Consider the following 21,522-nt stretch of genomic DNA (forward strand, 5'->3'; position numbering starts at 1 on the left):
GCCATTTTCAAAGGGAAAATGTACCCAGTAGCGTCTTTTCAATTTTTTCTGAGAAGCGACCTGCAGTAAGGGTTTTGTTAATTTTTTAGTATTTCTGTATGGGGGAAGTCCAGATATAAGACAGTAATTCCCAGTAAACGTCATCGACCAGTCGGAAAAGAAACTGGTCAAACTAATCCTATTGAAAGATTAAATAGGGCTGGCTGAATAAATGTGAAATGTAGGCATGGTAAGGGTTTTGTGGCTTTTCTTGCTCCCACAGGTGCAAGATTTTGAGAGAATCGTGCTTCAAAACCTGGCGTCTTCATCGGCCCGCGTCCTGTAGGGGCGAAGCATTCGGATAGAAAATCTACGGTTTCACCGATAGGTTATTGCCCGAATGCTTCGCCCCTACTTTTTCAGCAGACCCTAAATAATACCTTTCGACAAAGGATTTTTCGGCTGGTGAGAGAGAGTCTATCTTTCTCTAAAAAAATGGAGAATCACGTTGGGGAGCCCTTTGGTATTTTATCCATGACTACAATGCACAGCAAAGCAAAGGATTAAGCCGCCATCACTACTACCGAATCACCACCAGTCAAATCTGCTTCTCTACCAGTAGTTTTTTCAAACAGTCAAACTCACGGGGAGTCACCGATGCCCCAAAACTGTTAGTCTAATCAGATATTATTAGATACCAACAGGTTTTTAGTAGGTGTCATCAAAAATATCTAACTGCTGCAGAGATGGGGGATTATCCGACTTAACTGGTTTAATTTTCTTAATTCCTTGACGCAAACCGATCGCAATTTTACTATGTTTTTCGATTTGACCCATCACCTGCATGGCACGATCGATCACAGAAGCTGGTAAACCGGCTAATCTTCCCGCTTCGATACCGTAGGATTTATCCGCGCCTCCCGGTCGTACTTGGTGCAAAAATACTATCTCATGGGGTAGTTCTTTGACTGTTACCTGATAATTGGCCACATTCTCTAAAATTGAGGCTAATTCGTTTAGTTCGTGGTAGTGAGTGGCGAAAATCGTCCGCGATTGCAGTACCGTGGCTAAATACTCCGCTACAGACCAAGCTATGGATAAACCGTCAAAAGTGGCTGTACCCCGGCCAATTTCGTCTAATAATACTAATGATCTGTCTGTGGCGTGATTGAGAATATTGGCAGTTTCGTTCATTTCCACCATAAAGGTGGATTGGCCCGTAGCGAGGTCATCCACAGCCCCCACCCGGGTGAAAATGCGATCGCAGATGGAGATTTTGGCCGACTTTGCCGGGACAAAACTGCCGGTTTGGGCCAACAATTGAATTAATCCCACCTGTCGCAGATAACAACTTTTGCCACTAGCATTGGGACCGGTGAGAATAATCAAGTCGGGGTATTCCAAACCTTCCTGATTGCCCAAATTAATCGAATTCGGCACAAAAAAGCCGGCCCCAAGGGATTGTTCCACCACGGGATGACGACCATCTTTAATATCGATAAGACGACCATCGGCGATTTCCGGGCGACAATATCCCTGATAAACGGCGATTTCTGCCAATGCTGCCAACACATCCAAAGCGGCGACTTTTGTGGCCACTTCCCGGATTTCTGGGGAAAATTCGGCCACTTGACGGCGTAAATCGCTAAAAATCTCGTATTCTAACTTATTTAATTCATCTACTGCCGTCAGAATTATATTTTCTTTCTCCTTTAACTCGGTGGTGATATAACGTTCCTCATTGACTAAAGTTTGCTTACGCACATAATCTTTTGGGGCGAAATCAGCTTTACTGCGGGGTAAACTGATATAATAACCGAAAGTTTTGTTATAATTAACCTTAAGATTACTAATGCCCGTTCTTTCTTTTTCTGTCGTCTCCAGATTCTTAAACCAATCGATTACTTCCTGATAGTCGCGCCGCAGGGCATCCAATTGGGCATCAATTCCCTCACGAATCACCCCCCCTTCCTTGAGGTGCAGCGGAGGAGATTCCACCAGATGCGCTATCACCTGCTGGCCTAATTTTTCTAAATCGGCGGGAATTTGCTGTAAAGCTTTCAAATAGGGGGAATTTCCTAAGGCGACCAAAGCCGCTAAATCGGCTAATTTGACTAAAGATGCCGCTAGGGAAAGTAAATCGCGGGCGTTAGCCGTTCCTGCGCCAACACGACCGCTTAAACGTTCTATATCGTAGATTTCCCTTAATTTTTGCCGAATATCTTGGCGCAGGGCGGGATTATCCTTTAACTCTTGGATAGTATCTTGACGGGCGCGAATACCGCGAGAATCTAAGAGGGGTTGCAGTAACCAACGACGTAAGGCGCGACTACCCATGGCCGTACAAGTACGATCAATCGCCCATAATAGAGAACCATAGAAGCTACCATCGCGCACCGTTTGGGTAATTTCAAGGTTGCGACGGGTTTGCCCATCTAAAATCAAAAATTCGGAGATAGAGTAGGTTTTTAAAGGTTGTAGGGGGACTTGATTGGCTTTTTGGGTATCTTCAATGTATTCTAAGAGGCCTCCGGCTGCGCGAATAGCGAGGGGCAAATGTTCGCAGCCCATACCCTCTAGGGAACGCATTTTATAGGTGATTAGGAGACGATTTTTCGCTTCTGTGAGAGTAAAGATAGTTTGAGGACGGAGAGAATAACAAAAACTATCGGGTAAACAGGGGGGGAGATGGTCAGATTTTTCCCCGGGGCGCAAAATACGGTTTAAATCGGGGGCATTGATGGGAAAAAGGATTTCCGAGGGCTGTAAACGGCTTAATTCTAGGCTTAAAGCCGTTAAATCGCTGGCTTGGGTGGTGTAGAATTCTCCGGTGGAGATATCTGAATATGCTAATCCCCAATTTTCTCCGGTTATCACCACAGCGGCCAGAAAATTATTCTTTTTTGCGTTTAACATTCCCTCATCGGTGAGGGTTCCGGGGGTGAGCAGCTTGGTGATAGCGCGTTCTACGAGTCGTTTTTCGGCGGCTGCTTCCGTTGAATCCTCTACTTGGTCACAAATCGCCACTGCATAGCCTTTTTCCACCAATAAACGACTATAGCGCTCTAGGGCGTGGTGGGGAACCCCGGTCATGGCGACTCTCCCAATCCCTTTACCCCCTTCCTTGCTGGTGAGAACTAATTCTAATTCTCTGGAGATAATCACCGCATCCTGAAAGAAACACTCGAAAAAATCGCCCACACGATAGAGTAAAAGAGCATTGGGATAGGTTTCTTTTACCTCCACATAATGCTGATACATGGGGGTGAGTTTATCGCGATCGAGTCCGCGATAATCACGATGGGGATCTTTATTGGTAGCCGGTGGTTCTAGGGGAAAATCCGAGGGGAGAGTCATGGGTCAAAGAAAGCTGGACAATGTTTTAATCAACTGTTCCCCTTGCTGCACCTTCCCCACTCCCCTAGGCTGAGAGTGGGTACTGATGCGGGTTAGTTCCATCAAAAATTGAACGGACAAAACCGATAAGCGATAACTGACAACTGAATTTAGATAGACACTTCGCTTAATTCGCGAGTGAGATGATCAAAGGGTTCAGCGATCAAAGAGGTGTCGGCAATACCCGCCTCAGTAGCCATGGTTTGAATCATTTCGCTCATGATTTGGATACCGCGCACCGTCGGACCGATGGGAACCCCGAGGGAATTATAGGTTTCCCGCAGTCCTTGCAGTACCCGTTCATCTAGAACATTAGTATCGGCAGCCACCAGCGCATAACTGGCATAGCGGAGATAGTAATCCATATCCCGCAGACAGGCAGAATAACGACGGGTGGTGTAGGCATTACCCCCGGCGCGGATCAATTCGGGAACTTCTTCAAATAGACGAATCGCCGCCCCACGCACGAGCGCCGCCGAATTAGCGTTAATGAGGGCGGCGGCAGCTAGACGGGCAGTTCCCGAGGCAAAATATTGTTTAAGATTATCGATCGCATCTCGATCGAGATAACGTCCGGTGACATCGTATTTTCTAATCAGGCTAGTTACCGCGTCTCGCATTATTAAGTTTCTCCCAACAGCAATAAAGACATTTTTGAGTTTCGCTTTATTTATAATCTCACAGGGTTGAACTTCGGGGGACATCCCCAGTCTAACTCTCTTGCTTGTCTAACAATTTGTTGTTTTTTTGAGACATTTCTTTACATTTAAGGCATTGGCTGGACCGCCTCTGGGTGGCGGAATTATCCCTTATTAGTCGAGGTAGTGGACGAGGCACTCAAAATGACGAGATTATCCCGATGAATGATGGTTTCTGCGGCCATATAACCTAATAAACTGGCAATACGCTCGGAATGTTGACCTTTCACTCGATCGATCTCCTCACTACTATAATTAACAATTCCCCTGGCCAATTCCCGGCCTTCTTGATCGCACAATTGCACCGATTCCGAGGCGCTAAATTCCCCCTCCACTTTGGTGATTCCGGCCGCAAGGAGAGATTTTCCCCCCTGACAAATGGCTTGAATCGCTCCAGCATCGAGATAGATTTGACCCATGGGCAGTAGTCCGTAGGCGATCCAGCGTTTGCGGGCGTTATCACTGCGTTTTTGGGCCTCAAAACGGGTTCCGATCGCCTCTCCTGCCATAATTTTTAAGATATTACCGGGCTGCCGTCCCCTAGTAATCGCCATTTCTACCCCGGCGCTGGTGGCAATCCGGGCCGCGGCCAATTTAGTCGCCATACCCCCGGTCCCCCACTGACTGCCACTACTACCGGCATCGATCGATAGTTGCGCTAATTGCGCGGGAGTAACTCGGGCAATAGCCGCCGCTTCGGGAAATAGCCGCGGATCGGCACTGTAGAGGCGATCCACATCGGTGAGGATAAATAACCAGTCAGCCTCGATTAAACTGGCTACAAGGGCTGATAAAGTGTCATTATCGCCGAATTTTAACTCATCGATCGCCACCGTATCATTTTCGTTGACAATGGCAATCACCCCTAATTCAAACAAAGCCTGAAAGGTATTATAGGCGTTGACATAACAGGTGCGTTCCATCAATTCGGGACGGGTCAGCAAAATTTGGGCGATCGGTTGACCAAGACTGGTAAAGAGGTCATCATAGATCCGCATCAGACGACCTTGACCGACGGCGGCGATCGCTTGTTTGAGGGCGATTTTTTTCGGTCTTTCCTGTATTCCCAGACGACGGCAGCCCACCCCCACGGCCCCGGAAGATACTAATACCACCCGATGACCGGCAGCGCGCAACCGGGTGAGGACTTCCACTAAAGCGGCGATCGTGGAGAGGGATAATTGGCCGGTTTCATTATCGGTCAAACTGGAAGTACCGATTTTGATCACTATGGTTTGGTTCATCGTCAAGGTGCTTTTGGGGAGGTGTTGCTAGATAGCCAAAGCTTTGATGGCAACTTTAATTAAAGTATAAAAACGGGGTTCAGTCACGTTGACTTCTCTAGCTTGTTGCCGATTTTTGCCTAATAAACCAATGCGCTGGCCTTTCTGCACGACTAAAATATCGCCCTGTTCATTTTTGATACGAATCTCGTTTACATCACCCCAAAAACTACATTGATACATTTTATCGGCGTGCATAAAAATTGCTTTTTTAATATTATTATTTTCTTGGGGTAATCGCACTCCCACTAATTCAATTTCTATGGTTGTATTACCATTCCAAGTATTTTCTTTGAGTTTATAGGCAATATCTAAACGAGTTGGTAAAGGACAATATTCGCCCCAACGCCAAGCTAGGGCTTTAATTCTGGTATTATCGCTTTGAGCCAGCAATAATTTTAAATGATTTTTTCCGATAGTTTTCTGTTCCACTACTCGCACGTTAGGAGTCCAAAAAACGGGTAATTCATTGCCAATTCCCCAGGGTTGCAAACTATCAATTTGTTGAAAAAGTTGCAGGTTTATTTGTTTAAAGTCGAGGATAGTATCAATTTTAATTAAAGGTTTTAATTGTTCTATTTGTAAAATTTTGTGAGAAAATTGACTTAATCTTTGTTTAAATGCTAGTAAATTAGCTGTGGGTAAACTAAACCCCCCCGCCATTTTATGACCGCCAAATTTTCCTAGTAAATCTTGGCAAAATTGCAGGGCTTCAAAAACGTGAAATTCTTCAATTCCTCTGGCAGATCCGCGAATTTTACCCGTATCTTCTTCCTCGTAAGTACCAATAAAAACTGGCACTCCGTACCGTTCCACCAAACGGGAGGCCACAATACCAATCACCCCATGATGCCAATCTTTTTCGACTAATACTAAAACTCGATCTTGTTGCCAAAGAATCGGCGTTTCTTCCACTAATTTAATCGCTTCTTCTTCAATTTTTTCGCACAATTCTTGACGGGTACGATTAATTTGTTCGCACTGCATCGCTCTTTCTAAGGCAATTCCCGCCTCATCGGTGGTTAATAATTCAATAACTATCTGGGGATCACCAATTCTGCCAATTGCATTAATTCTCGGCCCCAATTTAAAGCCAATATCATCCGGTTGTAATTGCTTTTGTTCCTCGCTAATTCCCGCTATTTGCATCAGGGATTGAATCCCGACTAATTGGGATTTGGGCAATTTTCTTAACCCCCGTTTTAACCAGCGACGATTTACCCCGATTAATGGGGCTAAATCTGCTATAGTGCCTAGGGTAAATAATGATAATAATGACTCGGTTAATCCCTGTAATTTACCCATTTTTTGGGCAGTTGTCACCGCTAAAATATAGGCGACTCCCACCCCCGCTAATCCCTGATAGGGAGAGTTAGGGGTTAATAATTTCGGGTTGAGAATAGCGGAGGCATTTGGTAAAATTGGCGGCAGATCGTGATGATCGGTGATAATAACTTTTAATCCTAATTCTATCGCTAGGGCGATCGGTTCGTGAGCGGAAATACCGTTATCAACGGTGAGAATCAATCCGACTCCCGATTCGGCAAATTCTTCGACAATGCGCTGATTAATTCCGTATCCCTCTTTCATGCGACTGGGTATGGCATGATTTACCCTAGCACCGAGATGTCTCAAGGCTCTTAACAGTAAAGATGTACTGGTCATGCCGTCAGCATCGTAGTCTCCACAGATAGCAATTTTATCGCCCCTAGCGATCGCTTTTACTAATAAATTGACACTTTTTTCTAAGTCGGGAAATTCTCCCAGGGGAGAGGGTAAGGTATCCGCTTCAGGATCTATATAAGTTTTAGCTAATTCGGGGGTATCAATACCGCGATTAATTAAGATAGTTGCTAATAAGGATGATAGTCCCATTTCTCGCGCTAACCCCGCGATTTTTTCGGGATTAGCCGCGGCAATATACCAGCGTTGGATGGGATATTTGTAGGTCATTTTTTCTCAAACAATCCAGTAGGGTGCGTTAGCATAGCGTAACGCACCAAAAATAAGGTTAAAAGCGGATTTGGATGGCCCCAGCAGGAGGTTGAAAGGGGAGATTATTATTATTAATTCTCAGGGGAGAACTGGGTACTACCTGCACATTTGGTGTGGTGGGTTGACTTTCGTTGGTACTTAGTAAAGTCAATTGATTAATACTAGGATTAATCGCAAATTGTTGGGTGATAACTCCCGACGGACAACAGGAAGGATCCCGGGGGAGAAATCTTCTCATATTGACGGTGATCATACCATCTTTGGCACTCAGATTATCGACAATTACTCGATCGGCTAACAGGACAGTATCGGTGTTAGTGGCAGTACCGTTATTATCAATCACTAGGGCTAAATAATGTAATTGCTGTTGATCTCTGGTAATCACTCTTAACACGACAATACCATCATTCCTTTGATCATTATTATAGTCCCCCATCAAAGCTTCTCGACTGACTTGCACTCCTAAAATCTGTCCCTCATTGGATTGAAAAATACCATCGCTGACAATTACGGAACCCCGATTGGGAATGTTATAGACGGTATTCCTTAAATTATCCACGCTCAGGGGTGTAGATTGGGCAAGTAAGGGCAGAGAATTGTTTAATAGTAAACTGATACCTAGGAGGATAGATTGAGGCAAAATTGCTAATTTAATCATGGTTGTAATGGGTTGGGTATATTTTCTTGAGTATCGAATAACTGCACGTTATTGATGGTACAAACCATCCCCTGTTGTGCTGCTAATTTATCTCGCCATTGGCTTAATTGTTGTTGACCATTACTACCATTTAACCAGTAAACTGTCAAGAGGCCGAGGGTTTGTTCTGGTTCACAGGAAAAGCCGAGAGTTTTATCGGGTATGTCGGTATTTTCCTCACGACATTGCCAACCTTGTTTTTCAATTAATTCTTTCCAACCTTTCTCTTCTTTAGCAGCCACGGCAATGCGTTGATCTCCTTGGGTACAAAGCCAATTTTTCTGCTGGGTGGGATCATTGGGTAGATCACCAAGATTGGGGGAATTTTGCTTAATTGGGGGCAGCGAGGGGACTTGAGCTTGAACAGAAAAAATCGGTAGTATTAACCAAGTACCGATGAGCATTTTTAACAGTTTCATCCTTTAAAATTGTCATATTTAGGGATTTATGCCTTTAGAATATCACGTTTTTGAGATCTAGATAAAATACTCTCTTAAGATATGTTTAAATCTCTAATGATGGTTTCGATCGCATCAAAGGAAAATTCTCCGGCTAACTGTTGTAAACCTTGGGCAAGGGTAGCATAATCGGGGGGAATTTCTGCGGTTAGGGCGATAATTTTTTCATCATCACATTCTCGCGCCGCTTGTTGCAATTGTCTAATCCAGACGGGACTGATTAATTTTAATAGGGATTGCAGGGAATCGAGGAAAACTGGCGAATAATTGGGTTGATTTGGCTCATTATCGGCATAAATATATTTTAATCCTAAATATTCGCTCATTTTTTGCCAGATAACTTCCTCTCGGAAAGGTTTACGCACGAAATCATCACAACCGGCGGCAATAACCAAGGCGCGATCCTCTTCAAAAGCACTGGCAGTTAGGGCAATTATCACCGTTTTTCCGCGATTATCAGCCTCTAACTGCCGAATTTCCCTAGTTGCTTCGTAACCGTCCTTCACCGGCATTCTCATGTCCATCCAGATAAGATGAGGTTGCCATGCTTGCCAAATTGCGATCGCTTCTTGACCATTAGCGGCCTCTTGCACGGATAATCCTAGGGTAGTCAGGAGTTTCAGCAACAGCAAACGGCTTTCCGGTCGATCATCGACGACTAATATCCGATATTTAGGCTTATTTTCGGCTAAAGCGATTACTTTTGCCCTATTGGTTTCGGTTTTAATCTCATTTTCCCCCACCAAACCCACCTGAATATCAAAACTAAAAATACTTCCTTGACCCAGAATACTACTAACTCCGATCGCACCTCCCATCAACTCAACAAATTTTTTACTGATAGGTAAACCCAATCCTGTCCCCTGTTGGGATTTTCGTCCCGTTTCCGTTTGGTTAAAGGGTTGAAATAGCTTATAAATCTCCTCTGGAGCGATTCCTAGTCCTGTATCTTCAATTTCCCAGAGCAATCGCTGATAATCTTCTCTTTTCTCCCCTAATTTTACCCGGAGAGTCACCCCTCCCGACTCAGTAAACTTCAATCCGTTACCCAAGAGATTGATTAACACCTGTCGCAATTTACTTTCATCAGTACATATATATTGAGGCAGATCGGAGCTGCGATCAAAAATTAAGCTTAAAGCTTTTGCCTGCGCTTGTGAGCGTAGCATTTCGGCAATATTATCTAAAAGAGCGTATAAATCGAAATTACTGGGATTAAAAACCGTTCTTCCCGCTTCTATCTTCGACATTTCTAGAATATCGTTGATTAACTCTAATAAATGTTCTCCGCTACGATTGACAATTTCCAAATATTGCCGATATTCACTGCTGATGCTGCTATCCCGGGATATTAAGCGAGTAAAACCCAAGATAGCATTAAGAGGAGTGCGTAATTCGTGGCTCATGTTAGCTAGAAACTCACTTTTAGCTTTATTTGCCTTAACTGCCGCTTCTTTAGCCTCTTTTAATTCTTTTTCCGCTTCATATCTACTTTCTGCGATCGCAATTAATTCTCCCACCAACCGCACAAAGGTGACATCTTCCTTTGTCCATTGCTTTTCTGCACTTGCATCCAATCCCAGATAACCCACCGTTACCCCACAACTATCCCACATGGGAACGATTAAGAGACAGGGAGTAGAACTATGAGCGAGAATAGCTCTTTCAGGGATAGCAGTAGCGGGTAAATCGTCTAAAGAGTTCAGTTTAACTGGAATACCGTTTAATAATTGTTCAGAAAACCAGGGAAAGGTTTCCGTTGAGAGATTTTGTGATTCTTCCCGAATCGGGATAACCTGCGGATAGTCGGGGTGACAGTATTCATAAACCATACTCCACTGCTGACGACAGGTGGAATATTGAATAATGTAACAGTGAGCGCTCTGGGTAAATTGACAGAGCAGTTCTAGGGTATGATCGATCGCCAAGTGGATATCTTGAGAAATTAGTAATCTTGTCACCCGTGAGAGCAAATTATCGCGATAGGCCTGCATTTCTAGGGCTTTTTCCCGTTTTTTAGACTCTAGTTCCTCAAAATCACTCATAATCAGTTATCAGTTATCAGTTATCAGTTAAAAGGGTTTGGGTGTTGGGGTTTTAGGGTTTGAGGGTATTAGTTGAATTTCCCCATCACCCCACTTCCCCACTTCCCCATCACCCCGTCTCCCGTCTCCCTAATCAAAAAACAGTAAACTTTTCCCCTATTATGTTCTATAGGAATTTTACCGAATCAATATGCTCAAATTATTAGCTTCTCTCCTTCTCTCCTGCTGTGTAGCCTTGGGTGTTTCCCTGTCACCGGCTGCTGCCATGGGAGTCTATGACCTCCCTATTTTAAGCCCCGGAGCGCCCACTTATGTAGTCGATCCCGTTTCGGCCATTAGTGCCGCTAACGAAGGAAAATTAAATAAAGATCTGAAAAACCTCGCCGAAAAAACCGGCCAGGAAGTGAGAATGGTGGTAGTCCGGCGCTTGGATTACGGTCAAAAAATTGACAATTTAGCCGATGATATCCTGAGAGAATGGTATCCTAACTCCGAAGATCGTGCCAATCAAACTATCATCGTCCTTGATACTTTAACCAATAAAACTGCTATTCGGGTTGGGGAGGAAGCAAAACCCCTATTAACCGATGCTATTGCTGATAGTATCCTCTCGGAAACTATGGCAGTTCCCCTCAAAGATGGGGGAAAATATAATCAAGCTTTACTCGATGCTAGTCGTCGTCTAACGGCGGTACTTTCTGGAGAAGCGGATCCCGGACCGCCGGAAGTAGCGACAATTAATATCGAAAGTACCTTTACTACCGCAGAAGAAACTGACGATAAAAGCGCCACGATTTGGGTGATAGTTTTACTGGTTTTAGCCACAGTAATCCCCATGGTTACCTATTTTTGGTACGCTGGTTTTGGTCGCTAAATTAAATTAATGATCTGGGACTGATACAGCTAAAATATTCCCACAGATAGCTCAATTCTCAGCCTGTATGAGCAAGATGAAGTAACTTCTAAGTGGGTGGGTGGAATTAAATATAAGATGAACGTAGGTTGGGTTGAAGCATGAAACCCAACGCCCTACAAATAATTGTGCCTACCTACTTAGTAGATTTTAGTTGTGTCAGTTCACCCCATTTGCTTAACCTTAATAACTAATGTCTAGACTGGTAAATAAATTACAATCCTATTATCGAGAGGAGGAAGGAACTTACTTAATTGAAATTAAACTTAATCAGTTACAGCAAGTCTTTAATTCTCTCGATCCTGCGCCATTTTTAGATAGAGATTTAGACGATAACGCCGAAAACTATATTATTAACTCTGTGGATGAATTCCCCCTAAATACCCCCCTTAAATTAGTCTTTTATCTTCCCAGTAACGAACAGAATACCGCCCGACATCTGTTACCCTCAGCTTTACATAATTATTTTGACTATCGCCAACAGGGAGAACAAAGAAAATTACGCACAATTTGGCGACAGGGACGCATATCTTTGCTAATTGGTCTCTCCTTTCTTTTTGTTTGTTTGAGTCTCAGCGAATTAATTAGTCGTTTTGGCACCGATACATTTATTCACTTCTTAGAAGAAGGATTATTAATTAGTGGTTGGGTGGCCCTCTGGCGACCTTTAGAAATTTTTCTTTACGAATGGTGGCCCGTCAGTTATCAACAAAAGATTTTTGCTAAACTGGCCTACATCCCCATTGAAATCCGTCTATTAGAGGAACCATCCACCCCAGACTCTTTTCGATAGAGCTAATCCTGCCGATGGCTTGTCTTCAAAGTTACAAAGCTTTTAGTTGAAGCAGTTTATAATAAAAGTAACTCTGTACAAAGCTTATCGGGTTTCAGCTTGGCTATTACGGCTGCATCCCACATTTGCAGAAATACCGACAATCAGCAATTATCAGTGACTCTGAAATTGGTACAAAAATATGAACAATCGCGTGTAAGCATCCCACCGAAAAGCTAATGCGCTCCGGGGTTTGGGGGGTAGAACCCCCCAAAAGCTGGGATTGAGTGATAAAACTGAAAGTAACACACCCAATTTTAGGAGAAAGTTTCCCCTGAAAAATCCCAAATCAGTAGATTTACAAAAATGAGATGCACCAGGCCATTACTTTCTCCTCAAACTTTTAACTAAGTAGTCGGGCCTAACTTTTTTCAGTCTGGCGATTATTGGCGTTTCATCTCTACCAATCCTGACAAAATTTCATTTAGATAGGAGTCCTAATGTTAATCCATGTTGGTTATGAATTTGGCTTTGATGCCCCCTTACCCGTGGTCATGTTGTTAAAACTTTATCTACACCCCTCAATTTTAAATCAAGTTAGACAATCGGAAAATTTGCAGGTGGAACCGGCAACAAAAATAGAAGAATTTTTAGATAGCTTCGGTAATCGAACCAGTCGTCTAATTTTACCCGACGGACAGATCCGCATTCACAATGAAGCAGTTATCGAGAATGAATGGAAACCCGATATCGTTAATTGGAATGCCCAAGAAATTCCTTTAGCAGAGTTACCAACCCAAGTTTTTCCCTACCTAATGAGTAGCCGTTATTGCGAAGTAGATTTGCTTGCGGAAATTGCCTGGGAACTTTTCGGACAAACTCCCCCCGGTTGGGCAAGGGTACAAGCGGTTTGTGATTGGGTTCATAGTCACATTCGTTTTGGTTACGAATACGCGCGGGTGACGAAAACCGCCTATGATGTCTATCGGGAAAGAACGGGGGTTTGTCGCGATTTTAACCATCTAGCTTTGACTTTTTGCCGTTGCCTAAATATTCCTGCCCGTTATGCCTCCGGCTATCTCGGAGATATCGGTATTTCTTCCCAACCCCTACCGATGGATTTTAGTGCTTGGTTTGAAGTCTATTTAGACCATCAATGGTACACTTTTGATGCTCGTCATAACACCCCCAGAATCGGGCGGATTTTAATGACTCGCGGCTTAGATGCCGTCGATGCTGCCCTAACAACTTCTTTTGGTCAAGTAAATTTAACAAAATTTAAAGTATGGACGAGCGATGTTTCCCACCTCTATGCTTAATCAGAGTATTTATTAAACCTCTTGCATAATTAATTTTTGAGGGTTCAAAAACGGCAAAAATAAGGATTAAATTGCCTGAAAGTGCCAGCCATTGGAGTGAACGGGGGGAATAAAACCCTACACCCCACACCCCACCAACAAGATTTTTCAGCAAACCCTACTTAGATAAAAATTACTTTTCTACCTTAACCCGTTGAGTAACGACAACAATCCCATCTCCTTGGATTAAAATCGCCGATAACCAACGATTTTCCGGTGTTGCCGGCGCTTTTACCCGCTTAAATAAACCGCCGGACTGTAATAATTCCAATTCTAGAGGCTTTGTATTAATATAACGCTCAATATCTACTTTCTCATCGATCGCCGTTCCGGCCAATAAATCATCCCCTAAAGGTTCGCGGACAATCACATCAAAATCAAATTCTTCACCCACTTTCACCCTTTCGGGAATTCTCACTTGAATACTGGGGGGATTTTTGCCGGTGCTTAACTCAACCCTCTCGCTTAAAATCTCCTGATAAACCAGTTTATTCCCCTGAAATTGTTGACGAGAACGAATCGTAGCATTCATTCCCACCGCTCGTCCCTGCACCTTTCCTGTCCCGGTAATTTTAGTAATTGTATTGGCCGTTAACTTGTCCCCGGAACGACTCCAAGATTCGAGAGTCGTGGTGTATTGTAGATTGTTATAACGTTCCCAAAAATGAGTTAAAGCCTTTTTAGTTTTTTCGTAGGTCAAGCCATCGGAGTTAGTAAATTTCGGACTATAAAACTCCATTAATTGCTTGAGATTTCGCTCATTAGCCGCCGTTTCGATTTTGGAGATAAGCGTTTTTAAATTAGCTGGAGCAGTTTCTGGCTTTTCGGCCCGCAAACTGGTGGCAAGGGTAAAAGTTAACCCTAAACCTAACAGCAACGATAGGGAAAAATTGAGGGATTGACGAAAAAATTTATTGGGGATTGTGTTCAAGTTACGCATTAGTGATAGTTTGTGTAAGGATCAATAACTATGGTAGATTATTTCATTCTAGGGCTGAATTTACCCTCTCTCGAATTATGGCACGCACTCCAACCCGTCTCTTGATTGCCGCTAGTGGTACTGGTGGTCATTTATTTCCCGCTTTGGCCCTGGCCGAGCGCTTGCCGGATTACGAGATTGAATGGTTAGGAGTTCCAGACCGTCTGGAACAGTCCTTAGTTCCAAAAACCTATCCCCTGCACACTATTCCCATTGAGGGGTTTCAAACCCGTTTGGGGTTAAAAACTCTCAAGATTCTGCTGCGTCAACTGCGGGCCATTTGGCAAGTGCGTAGTTTAATCAAAAAACGTCAGATAGCGGCAGTTTTTACCACCGGGGGTTATATCGCAGGTCCGACGATTTTAGCGGCTCGTTTAGCCAATATTCCCGTCATCCTACACGAATCTAACTACATACCGGGCAAAGTCACGAAAGTTCTCGGTCGCTGGTGCGATACGGTTGCCCTCGGTTTTCAGGGAACCGCCAGCTATTTACCCGGCACTCGCACCACTTGGGCTAGTACGCCTGTACGAGAGCAGTTTCTCATTCCCCAGTCCCTGGATTTACCGATTCCAGAGACTGCTTTTTTAATTGTCGTTGCCGGTGGTTCTCAAGGGGCCGTGGCTCTTAATCAAATTGTCCGACAAAGCGCTCCCCAATGGTTAGAAAAAGGCATTTATATCGTGCATCTCACGGGAGAAAACGACCCCGAAGCGGATAGTTTGCGCCATTCTAACTATTTTTCCCGGCCTTTTTACGACAATATGGCGGGATTATGGCAAAGAGCTAATCTAGCTATCAGTCGCTCCGGTGCCGGCACTTTAACAGAATTAGCGATCACTTGTACGCCTTCGATTTTAATTCCCTATCCTTTTGCTGCCGAAGACCATCAGTTCTATAATGCCAAAGTTTTCGCTGAAGCTCAAGCCGCTTATCTTTATCGTCAAAATGAGTTAACTGCTCAGTTTTTAGGCGAATTAGTCCTGGATTTATGGTCTAATCCCGAAAAATTGGCCGCCATGGCCCAACAAGCTTCTCATCTAGCCATTAGTGACAGTGCCGATTTATTAGCCGATTTGTTGAGAAGAAAGAGTCACAAAGATAGTTTTTGAAACAAATCAGCCACCGGAAAAGTGAACCCCGGAACCACATCTTCCCCCTCCAGAAAATCTCCTGATGTTAATAATCCCTGCGGTTCGTACCCGCAACGATAAACTAAAACATAGTGTTGACGGGGACTGATAACCCAGAGCAAACGAGTCCCATTGGCAAAATATTCGGCAATTTTGTCCTCGATTTCTGCCACTGTATTCCCTGGAGAGAGAATTTCTACCACTAAATCGGGCCCACCTTCTAAAAAACCCGTCGGCAATTCTTCCAATCCTTGCAGACGTTCCTTGGCAAAAAAGGCTATATCAGGAGAACGTTTATTGCCATTTTTCATGGTAAAAGCAGTGCTGGAGTCCAATAATACCCCTAGTTTTCGAGATGTTACTAAAGCGAATAAAGCAGCACTTAAAATAATGGCAATATAACCGTGTAAAGCCCCAGAATTACCCAGATTAATTAACTCTCCCTTGACCAATTCGTAACGATTACCATCGTCAGGTAACGCCATAAATTCTGCATCAGTCCATACTTTTGTCTCTGGAGTTTTCATCACAGTAGTTTCTCGAATAGACATAATTTATCCTCGGTAAATATTCACAAGTAAAACCCTTAAAGAATTTCCTGTAACATCCGATTGGCCTGGGAAGCGTAACCACCACCAAATAAATTAAAGTGATTGAGAATATGGTAGAGATTGTAAAGAGTTTTGCGCTGTTGATAACCGGCATCGAGGGGAAAAACATCGTTATAACCCCGATAAAAAGCCGCCGGAAAACCGCCAAAAAGTTCCGTCATGGCTAAATCTACCTCCCGGTCTCCCCAATAGGTGGCCGGGTCTAAAATTACTGGTTCCCCATCGACGGTAATGGCCGCGTTTCCCGACCATAAATCACCGTGGACAAGGGAGGGATGGGGTTGATGCTGACTCAAAATCTCGCTAATAGCGGGAATAACTTGATCCTCGTCGGGAAAATTGCCGCCGCGCTCCTTTGCAAGTCTTAATTGATAGCCAATACGCTGATGAGCGAAAAAATCCGCCCAACTGTTACTAACGGTATTGATCTGGGGAGTAGAACCAATGGTATTATTACAATGCCAACCAAAGCGATCGGACAGGGAAACTTGATGTAAACGAGCTAAATTTTGCCCCATTTTTTCCCAGCTTTGACTATTGCCACCGCCGAATTCTAACCACTCTAGCACTAAATAACTAGATTTCTCGGCAATTCCCCAACAAATTGGCTCCGGAACCCTGATAGTCTTGGTAGCGTGAATTTGCTTTAATCCTAAAGCTTCGGCGGCAAACATGGCCTCTTGGTTCGCTTGGTTAATCTTAACGAAATAAATTAAACCATTGCCAGTGACCGCATAACCCTGATTGATGCAGCCACCACTAACGGGATGACTTTTCTCAATTTCAAAAGGTTTTTCCGTGGTTTGGGTAATATGTCGGGCAATTTGAGTCCACATAGGTTATCAGTTATCAGTTATCAGTTATCAGTTATCAGATGTAAGTTTTAAGTTAATTAGTTATTTAGTTATCAGATGTAAGTTAATTAGGTTCTTCGGTTTTTGTTATGCAATGGACGGGGGTTATAAGGGATGGAACCCTTATATAGAAAGGCATTTGGCGATTTTTGTCAATTATTTTTTATCTAGAGCGAACTAATCAATTAAGTCTCTTGCCAGATAAGGATTTAGTCGATTTATGCCCCCCTATCGAACCATACTAAGTAACGAAGAACCGTTAATTAGTTATTTAGTTATTTATTTATCTTCATCTTTATCCCTGATTACTGATTACTGTTCACTGATTACTGATTACTGTTCACTGATTACTGAATTGGTCTTACCACCACCACACCGTAAGCGTTAGGATTTAAATACTCTTGACAGGCATTTTGAATATCCTCTAAAGTGAGGGCTTCAATGTGTTGGGGATAACAAAAAGCTGGTTGTAAATCACCGATCTGAGTATGATAATAACCGTAAAGGTTAGCTCGATCGCTCGGTCTTTCATTGCTAAAAATAAACCGATTGGCCACTTGGGTTTTGACTCGTTCCAGTTCAGAAACTGTCACAGCTTCCTGTTGAATTTGTCCAATCTGTGCTACTATCTCCCTTTCCACTTGCTCGATATTTTCCGAGGCTAATTGGGCCGACACGGAAAACACTCCTTGCACTGCTTGGGACATATTACTGGCAGTTATTTGGGAAACTAAGGCCTTTTCTTGGCGCAGAGATTGAAATAATCGCGATACCTTGCCCTGACCCAGAATAGCCGCTAAAACATCGAGAGGATAGGTTTTTTCTAAGTCTCTCAACCCCGGCACTTTCCAAAATAGGATTAAGCGGGCCTGCTGCAAATTTTCATCCTCGTATTCTTGACGGATAATCTCGTTAAAGGGAGTTTCGGGCTGTAGATGGGCGATAGGATGGGAAATAAGCCCAGAATCGCCCTTACTGCCTAAAGTATCTAGAGAATCGCTCACAATAGCCATTAAATCATCTACAGGCAAATTACCCACCACCGCCACCGTCATCCATTCGGGACGATACCAAGTCCGATGAAAATCGCGCATTTGTTGAGGAGTAAGATTTTCAATCACTGCCGTCGGACCCAACACCGGACGACGATAGGGTAAAACTTGAAAACAAGTCTCCATGGTGCGATAAAAAGTGCGACGACGGGGATTATCCTGAGAACGACGAATTTCTTCTAAAATAACCTGTCTTTCCCGCTCAAAAGCTTCATCGGGGATTAAAGCTTCTAAAACCACTTCTAGCTGCAGCGGGGCCAGATGGGCGAAGTCCCGCGGGGCAGTGGTAATGTAATAATGGGTGTATTCTTGGCTAGTAGCGGCATTAGTCACCGCTCCCCTCGATTCGATCGCCCGTTCAAATTCACCACTGTCTAAGTTACGGGTTCCCTTAAAAACCATGTGTTCGAGAAAATGAGCCATCCCATTGATCTGATCCGATTCTAAGGCCGAGCCGACCTGCAGCCAGACATTGAGATTAACCGCTTCTACCGGTTGACTTTCGGCAATAATCGTTAAACCATTGGCAAGACGGTGCAGAATCGGAGTGTTAAGCGTGGCAGGTTTCCCTAGGATAGCCGTCATTCTTTATTAGTCCTCGGTGATCACTCTGGCAAAAATTGTCACTTTTCCCTATTGTAGTCCCAGACTTTCACGGAGCCAACAAGATCAGGTGTTGGCCAGCAATTACAAATTCAGAATGTAGCAAAATTGATCGAGGTAGGGTGTCGCTAGCGCCAGTGAACGCACCGTTAATGGAGGCTGCCGGGATATTCATTCCAAGAAATCGCTTTAGTCAATCAGGGGGTTGACCGTCATTTAAATTTCTAAAATATAAAGTTTTGTGACAACTTGAGACGATCGCAGGAGTTGGTTGTGATTTCTTTTATGAAAGCAGTTGAGAACATCATCTATGCCGTTAACCCAACCCTGTTTCTCCTCTTCTGAAGTTCGTCTGAATTCCATGGTCTCCCATCGCGATCGCGGAACTTCCCTGAAGCAAACCGATGATGATGACCTGCAATACCTCGCCCTGCAAGCGCGTTCCTATACTGGGACAGTGGGTTTGCAGCAGCAAGCCGCGATCGCTCGGTTACTTGATGCTCTGCGATTTTCGGGTCGGCTACGGGGTCGAGGTCATTATTCGGTAGAGGTCTATGAGGATGCGGTTAATCGAACGTTATGTTGGGTTGCTTTCCACCTCGACCAGTTCGATCCTGACCGGGGCAGTTTTCTGGCTTGGGTCAACTATCGGCTGGATATTCTGTTGCGAGAGGCGTATGCGGAAACGCTTGACCCGCTGGTCAGGGCGCAGAAGCAGCAATTGATTCGTCGCAAGTACCAACTGACGGCAATGGTTAGTCTAGTCGCTAAGGTTGGGCTGGGTTTCTGGTTAAGGTTACAGGTTAAAGGGATCGCGATTGATGAACAAAGTTTTGTCTGGTTGGCGGTTCTCTGTCGGTTATCTGGGCTAAGAAAGGCTAATCGGGCTTTGGGCGATCGCGTTTTTCTGGATCTGGCAAGGGCAACGTTATCGGTATCGCCTTTACAGCAGGTGAGCGGTGAGTCTGTTGTCTTTGAGAATTTGGCTCAACCAGTGGAGCAGCTTTGTTTGTCGGAGTTGATCGCTGAGTATATTGAGTCTGATCCGGAGTTGTTGTCTCGCCATCATGTCCATAATTGCCCGAAGGCGACTTTGAAGGCAATTTTGAGGGCGCGATTGGAGGCGCGATCTTGGCAGGAGATCGCGGATTCTTTTAGTTTGACTGTGGCAGTGGTGAAGAATTTTTTCTCGCGCCAGATGAAGACGGTTGCGCCTTTAATTGGACAGGAAATTCTGTCTTATTTGTAGTTTTTTAAGGAGGTGAATAGCTTTTGAAAAACTCACTGGCTGAGTTTGCAGGGATTCTTGTGGAAAATTTAAGCTTCCAATGGGGGGAAATCAAGATAATGCCGACACGAATTAATCATAGTTCTGTATTTTTGATTGCTCTAGGAAGGGAAGCCCATGAAATCGCGGATTATTTTTGTCAACAACATTCTGATTTTGCTCTAGCTGAACAAGTCTATCTCAATACTTTGGCTGTGTATGCGGTCAACTGTTGCTTACGGTCTCTGGGTATTGCCACAGATTTGGAAGCGAGTGATAGCTGGAATCCCATCATGCGATCGCGTTTAATGGTAGCGGATTTGGTGGTGAAAGGTAAGGGAAAAGTAGAATGTTGTCCTGTGATGCCGGGTGAGGATTTTATTGAGATTTCTGAGGAGGTTTTATCGGATAGAATTGGTTATCTATTTGTTGAGATTAATGCTGAGATGTCTGAGGGAAAGGTGTTGGGTTTTTTGGAGAAAGTCAATGAAACTAAGTTAAGTCTTTTGGCATTGCTTTCTCTGGATGATTTGCCAGCATATCTGGAGAAAATCAATTCACCACAATTAAGGTCTCAAATTTAATTTGGGCTGAGTTTTTTGAAGAGTAATCTGTTTCAGTTCGATTGTTAAAGTTTTGAAGTAATCAAATTAAGGAGAAAATTTATCATGAATCGTCTAATTTTTCACGCATCAATTACGACTGTTACTGGTGCTGCGCTATTATCCTTCATCGGAATAAATTCTGCTCAAGCAGTAAGCATTACATTTTTTCCATCTACTGTATTCTCATCTGACCCTACAATCCTCAATCAAAATGTAGGCATCACAGGATATACAATTGAGGATTTTGAAGACAAAACTCTAATTCCTGGTTTAAGTATTACTTATTCTGGAGGAGTTTCTACATCAACGATTACAAGTCTTCCTAATCTTTCAAATACATATTCTCAAATCTGGGATGGTCAACACACATTATTTAATATTCCTAGTAACCAATTTAGTAATGGTATATATTGTCCGAGTACAGAATGTGCAAAACTTACTACACTTAATTTTAGCAGTAGCATTATATCAGTGGGAATTGGGCTTTCAGGGTTTCAATCTTTAAATCCCCCATCATCTTTTCCAGGAGATGTTCCAATAACAGATCATCGCCTCTTCATCAATGGCATACCTTTTTCACAAACAATTGAACAGCTTGCAGGAGCAAATTGGAAATCGGCAACACTTCAACGTAATGCTTACTTGCGTATTGATGCACTACAAGGAGAATCGATTTCCTCGATAGGATTTGAAAATATAACGACCAGAAATGTTGAATCTCGTAACAAAACTTTACATTTAAGAACATGACAACCCCAGAACGCCATTTTTCAGATTGAATAGACAATTTTCCTAAACCAGTGTACATAGCTGATATGTTGACA

At 43.6% G+C, this 21,522-nt stretch carries 18 protein-coding genes and 2 pseudogenes; 9 read left to right on the forward strand and 11 right to left on the reverse strand.

Annotated elements, in window-relative coordinates:
- Nucleotides 1-114: 114 nt before the first annotated feature.
- Nucleotides 115-195 (forward strand): annotated as a pseudogene (locus H6G48_RS11675) (IS1 family transposase); the annotation flags it as partial.
- 207 nt (nt 196-402) lie between these two features.
- Nucleotides 403-527 (forward strand): annotated as a pseudogene (locus H6G48_RS26290) (IS1 family transposase); the annotation flags it as partial.
- Nucleotides 528-687: 160 nt separating this feature from the next.
- On the opposite strand, the gene mutS reads toward H6G48_RS26290, so the two are convergent.
- The 7 genes from mutS to H6G48_RS11710 form a co-directional block, all read right to left on the reverse strand.
- Nucleotides 688-3,336 carry a DNA mismatch repair protein MutS gene (gene mutS, locus H6G48_RS11680; protein WP_190721839.1) on the reverse strand — a complete coding sequence of 883 codons (2,649 nt, stop codon included), beginning with the start codon at nt 3,334-3,336 and terminating at the stop codon, nt 688-690.
- Between the two features lie 149 nt (nt 3,337-3,485).
- Nucleotides 3,486-4,079 carry an allophycocyanin subunit beta gene (gene apcB, locus H6G48_RS11685; protein WP_004266814.1) on the reverse strand — a complete coding sequence of 198 codons (594 nt, stop codon included), beginning with the start codon at nt 4,077-4,079 and terminating at the stop codon, nt 3,486-3,488.
- A 98-nt stretch (nt 4,080-4,177) separates the two neighbouring features.
- Nucleotides 4,178-5,317, reverse strand: coding sequence for a glutamate 5-kinase (proB, locus tag H6G48_RS11690; RefSeq protein WP_190721841.1), 1,140 nt, complete (start codon nt 5,315-5,317; stop codon nt 4,178-4,180).
- Between the two features lie 27 nt (nt 5,318-5,344).
- Nucleotides 5,345-7,309: a single-stranded-DNA-specific exonuclease RecJ gene (gene recJ, locus H6G48_RS11695; RefSeq protein ID WP_190721843.1), complete on the reverse strand. Its 1,965-nt coding sequence runs from the start codon at nt 7,307-7,309 to the stop codon at nt 5,345-5,347.
- Between the two features lie 58 nt (nt 7,310-7,367).
- Entirely contained in the window at nt 7,368-8,009 is a 642-nt protein-coding gene (locus H6G48_RS11700) for an LppP/LprE family lipoprotein (RefSeq protein WP_190721846.1), read from the reverse strand.
- Nucleotides 8,006-8,467, reverse strand: a complete 462-nt coding sequence (locus H6G48_RS11705; protein WP_190721848.1) for a hypothetical protein — start codon at nt 8,465-8,467, stop codon at nt 8,006-8,008. Before H6G48_RS11705 ends, H6G48_RS11700 begins: the two co-directional genes overlap by 4 nt.
- A gap of 74 nt (nt 8,468-8,541) precedes the next feature.
- Nucleotides 8,542-10,551 (reverse strand): ATP-binding protein, encoded by a 2,010-nt coding sequence (locus H6G48_RS11710; protein ID WP_190721850.1) that lies wholly within the window; start codon nt 10,549-10,551, stop codon nt 8,542-8,544.
- A gap of 190 nt (nt 10,552-10,741) precedes the next feature.
- On the opposite strand from H6G48_RS11710, the gene psb32 reads away from it, so the two are divergent.
- The 3 genes from psb32 to H6G48_RS11725 all read left to right on the forward strand — a co-directional run bounded on the left by psb32 (nt 10,742) and on the right by H6G48_RS11725 (nt 13,555).
- A complete protein-coding gene (psb32, locus tag H6G48_RS11715) occupies nt 10,742-11,425 on the forward strand; it encodes a photosystem II repair protein Psb32 (RefSeq protein WP_190721852.1) in 684 nt (227 codons plus the stop codon).
- Nucleotides 11,426-11,657: 232 nt separating this feature from the next.
- Complete coding sequence (locus H6G48_RS11720; RefSeq protein WP_190721854.1) at nt 11,658-12,257, forward strand: hypothetical protein; 600 nt, start codon at nt 11,658-11,660, stop codon at nt 12,255-12,257.
- 479 nt (nt 12,258-12,736) lie between these two features.
- Entirely contained in the window at nt 12,737-13,555 is an 819-nt protein-coding gene (locus H6G48_RS11725) for a transglutaminase-like domain-containing protein (RefSeq protein WP_190721856.1), read from the forward strand.
- A 172-nt stretch (nt 13,556-13,727) separates the two neighbouring features.
- Here H6G48_RS11725 and H6G48_RS11730 read toward each other — a convergent pair whose 3' ends face one another.
- Complete coding sequence (locus H6G48_RS11730; protein ID WP_190721858.1) at nt 13,728-14,534, reverse strand: nuclear transport factor 2 family protein; 807 nt, start codon at nt 14,532-14,534, stop codon at nt 13,728-13,730.
- A 77-nt stretch (nt 14,535-14,611) separates the two neighbouring features.
- Between H6G48_RS11730 and murG the strand changes: the two genes are divergently transcribed.
- The gene (gene murG, locus H6G48_RS11735) at nt 14,612-15,685 is read left to right on the forward strand and encodes an undecaprenyldiphospho-muramoylpentapeptide beta-N-acetylglucosaminyltransferase (RefSeq protein ID WP_190721860.1); all 1,074 of its coding nucleotides are present in this window, start codon (nt 14,612-14,614) and stop codon (nt 15,683-15,685) included.
- Here murG and H6G48_RS11740 read toward each other — a convergent pair.
- The 3 genes from H6G48_RS11740 to H6G48_RS11750 all read right to left on the reverse strand — a co-directional run bounded on the left by H6G48_RS11740 (nt 15,667) and on the right by H6G48_RS11750 (nt 18,808).
- Nucleotides 15,667-16,257 carry a Uma2 family endonuclease gene (locus tag H6G48_RS11740; protein ID WP_147071662.1) on the reverse strand — a complete coding sequence of 197 codons (591 nt, stop codon included), beginning with the start codon at nt 16,255-16,257 and terminating at the stop codon, nt 15,667-15,669. The two genes, murG and H6G48_RS11740, sit on opposite strands and share 19 nt — an antisense overlap.
- Nucleotides 16,258-16,292: 35 nt before the next feature.
- Complete coding sequence (locus H6G48_RS11745) at nt 16,293-17,153, reverse strand: fructosamine kinase family protein (protein ID WP_190721862.1); 861 nt, start codon at nt 17,151-17,153, stop codon at nt 16,293-16,295.
- Between the two features lie 365 nt (nt 17,154-17,518).
- Nucleotides 17,519-18,808, reverse strand: coding sequence for a M16 family metallopeptidase (locus H6G48_RS11750; RefSeq protein WP_190721864.1), 1,290 nt, complete (start codon nt 18,806-18,808; stop codon nt 17,519-17,521).
- A gap of 313 nt (nt 18,809-19,121) precedes the next feature.
- On the opposite strand from H6G48_RS11750, the gene H6G48_RS11755 reads away from it, so the two are divergent.
- From H6G48_RS11755 to H6G48_RS11765, 3 genes are all read left to right on the forward strand, one after another.
- On the forward strand, nt 19,122-20,075 hold the full coding sequence (locus H6G48_RS11755) for a hypothetical protein (RefSeq protein WP_242034622.1): 954 nt from the start codon (nt 19,122-19,124) through the stop codon (nt 20,073-20,075).
- A 98-nt stretch (nt 20,076-20,173) separates the two neighbouring features.
- Nucleotides 20,174-20,677, forward strand: coding sequence for a DUF1822 family protein (locus tag H6G48_RS11760; RefSeq protein ID WP_242034623.1), 504 nt, complete (start codon nt 20,174-20,176; stop codon nt 20,675-20,677).
- An 84-nt stretch (nt 20,678-20,761) separates the two neighbouring features.
- Nucleotides 20,762-21,448, forward strand: coding sequence for a hypothetical protein (locus H6G48_RS11765; protein WP_190721868.1), 687 nt, complete (start codon nt 20,762-20,764; stop codon nt 21,446-21,448).
- Nucleotides 21,449-21,522: the final 74 nt, after the last annotated feature.

The organism is Microcystis flos-aquae FACHB-1344 (genome assembly GCF_014698375.1).
Classification (GTDB): domain Bacteria; phylum Cyanobacteriota; class Cyanobacteriia; order Cyanobacteriales; family Microcystaceae; genus Microcystis; species Microcystis aeruginosa.

Bases quoted from the DNA above. Each gene is read 5' to 3' on its own strand.
- H6G48_RS11700 (WP_190721846.1), bottom strand. From the start codon at position 8,009: ATGATTAAATTAGCAATTTTGCCTCAATCTATCCTCCTAGGTATCAGT.
- H6G48_RS11730 (WP_190721858.1), bottom strand. From the start codon at position 14,534: ATGCGTAACTTGAACACAATCCCCAATAAATTTTTTCGTCAATCCCTC.
- H6G48_RS11760 (WP_242034623.1), top strand. From the start codon at position 20,174: ATGCCGACACGAATTAATCATAGTTCTGTATTTTTGATTGCTCTAGGA.
- H6G48_RS11725 (WP_190721856.1), top strand. From the start codon at position 12,737: ATGTTAATCCATGTTGGTTATGAATTTGGCTTTGATGCCCCCTTACCC.
- recJ (WP_190721843.1), bottom strand. From the start codon at position 7,309: ATGACCTACAAATATCCCATCCAACGCTGGTATATTGCCGCGGCTAAT.
- H6G48_RS11750 (WP_190721864.1), bottom strand. From the start codon at position 18,808: ATGACGGCTATCCTAGGGAAACCTGCCACGCTTAACACTCCGATTCTG.
- H6G48_RS11765 (WP_190721868.1), top strand. From the start codon at position 20,762: ATGAATCGTCTAATTTTTCACGCATCAATTACGACTGTTACTGGTGCT.
- H6G48_RS11745 (WP_190721862.1), bottom strand. From the start codon at position 17,153: ATGTGGACTCAAATTGCCCGACATATTACCCAAACCACGGAAAAACCT.
- psb32 (WP_190721852.1), top strand. From the start codon at position 10,742: ATGCTCAAATTATTAGCTTCTCTCCTTCTCTCCTGCTGTGTAGCCTTG.
- proB (WP_190721841.1), bottom strand. From the start codon at position 5,317: ATGAACCAAACCATAGTGATCAAAATCGGTACTTCCAGTTTGACCGAT.
- apcB (WP_004266814.1), bottom strand. From the start codon at position 4,079: ATGTCCCCCGAAGTTCAACCCTGTGAGATTATAAATAAAGCGAAACTC.
- H6G48_RS11720 (WP_190721854.1), top strand. From the start codon at position 11,658: ATGTCTAGACTGGTAAATAAATTACAATCCTATTATCGAGAGGAGGAA.
- murG (WP_190721860.1), top strand. From the start codon at position 14,612: ATGGCACGCACTCCAACCCGTCTCTTGATTGCCGCTAGTGGTACTGGT.
- mutS (WP_190721839.1), bottom strand. From the start codon at position 3,336: ATGACTCTCCCCTCGGATTTTCCCCTAGAACCACCGGCTACCAATAAA.
- H6G48_RS11705 (WP_190721848.1), bottom strand. From the start codon at position 8,467: ATGAAACTGTTAAAAATGCTCATCGGTACTTGGTTAATACTACCGATT.
- H6G48_RS11740 (WP_147071662.1), bottom strand. From the start codon at position 16,257: ATGTCTATTCGAGAAACTACTGTGATGAAAACTCCAGAGACAAAAGTA.
- H6G48_RS11710 (WP_190721850.1), bottom strand. From the start codon at position 10,551: ATGAGTGATTTTGAGGAACTAGAGTCTAAAAAACGGGAAAAAGCCCTA.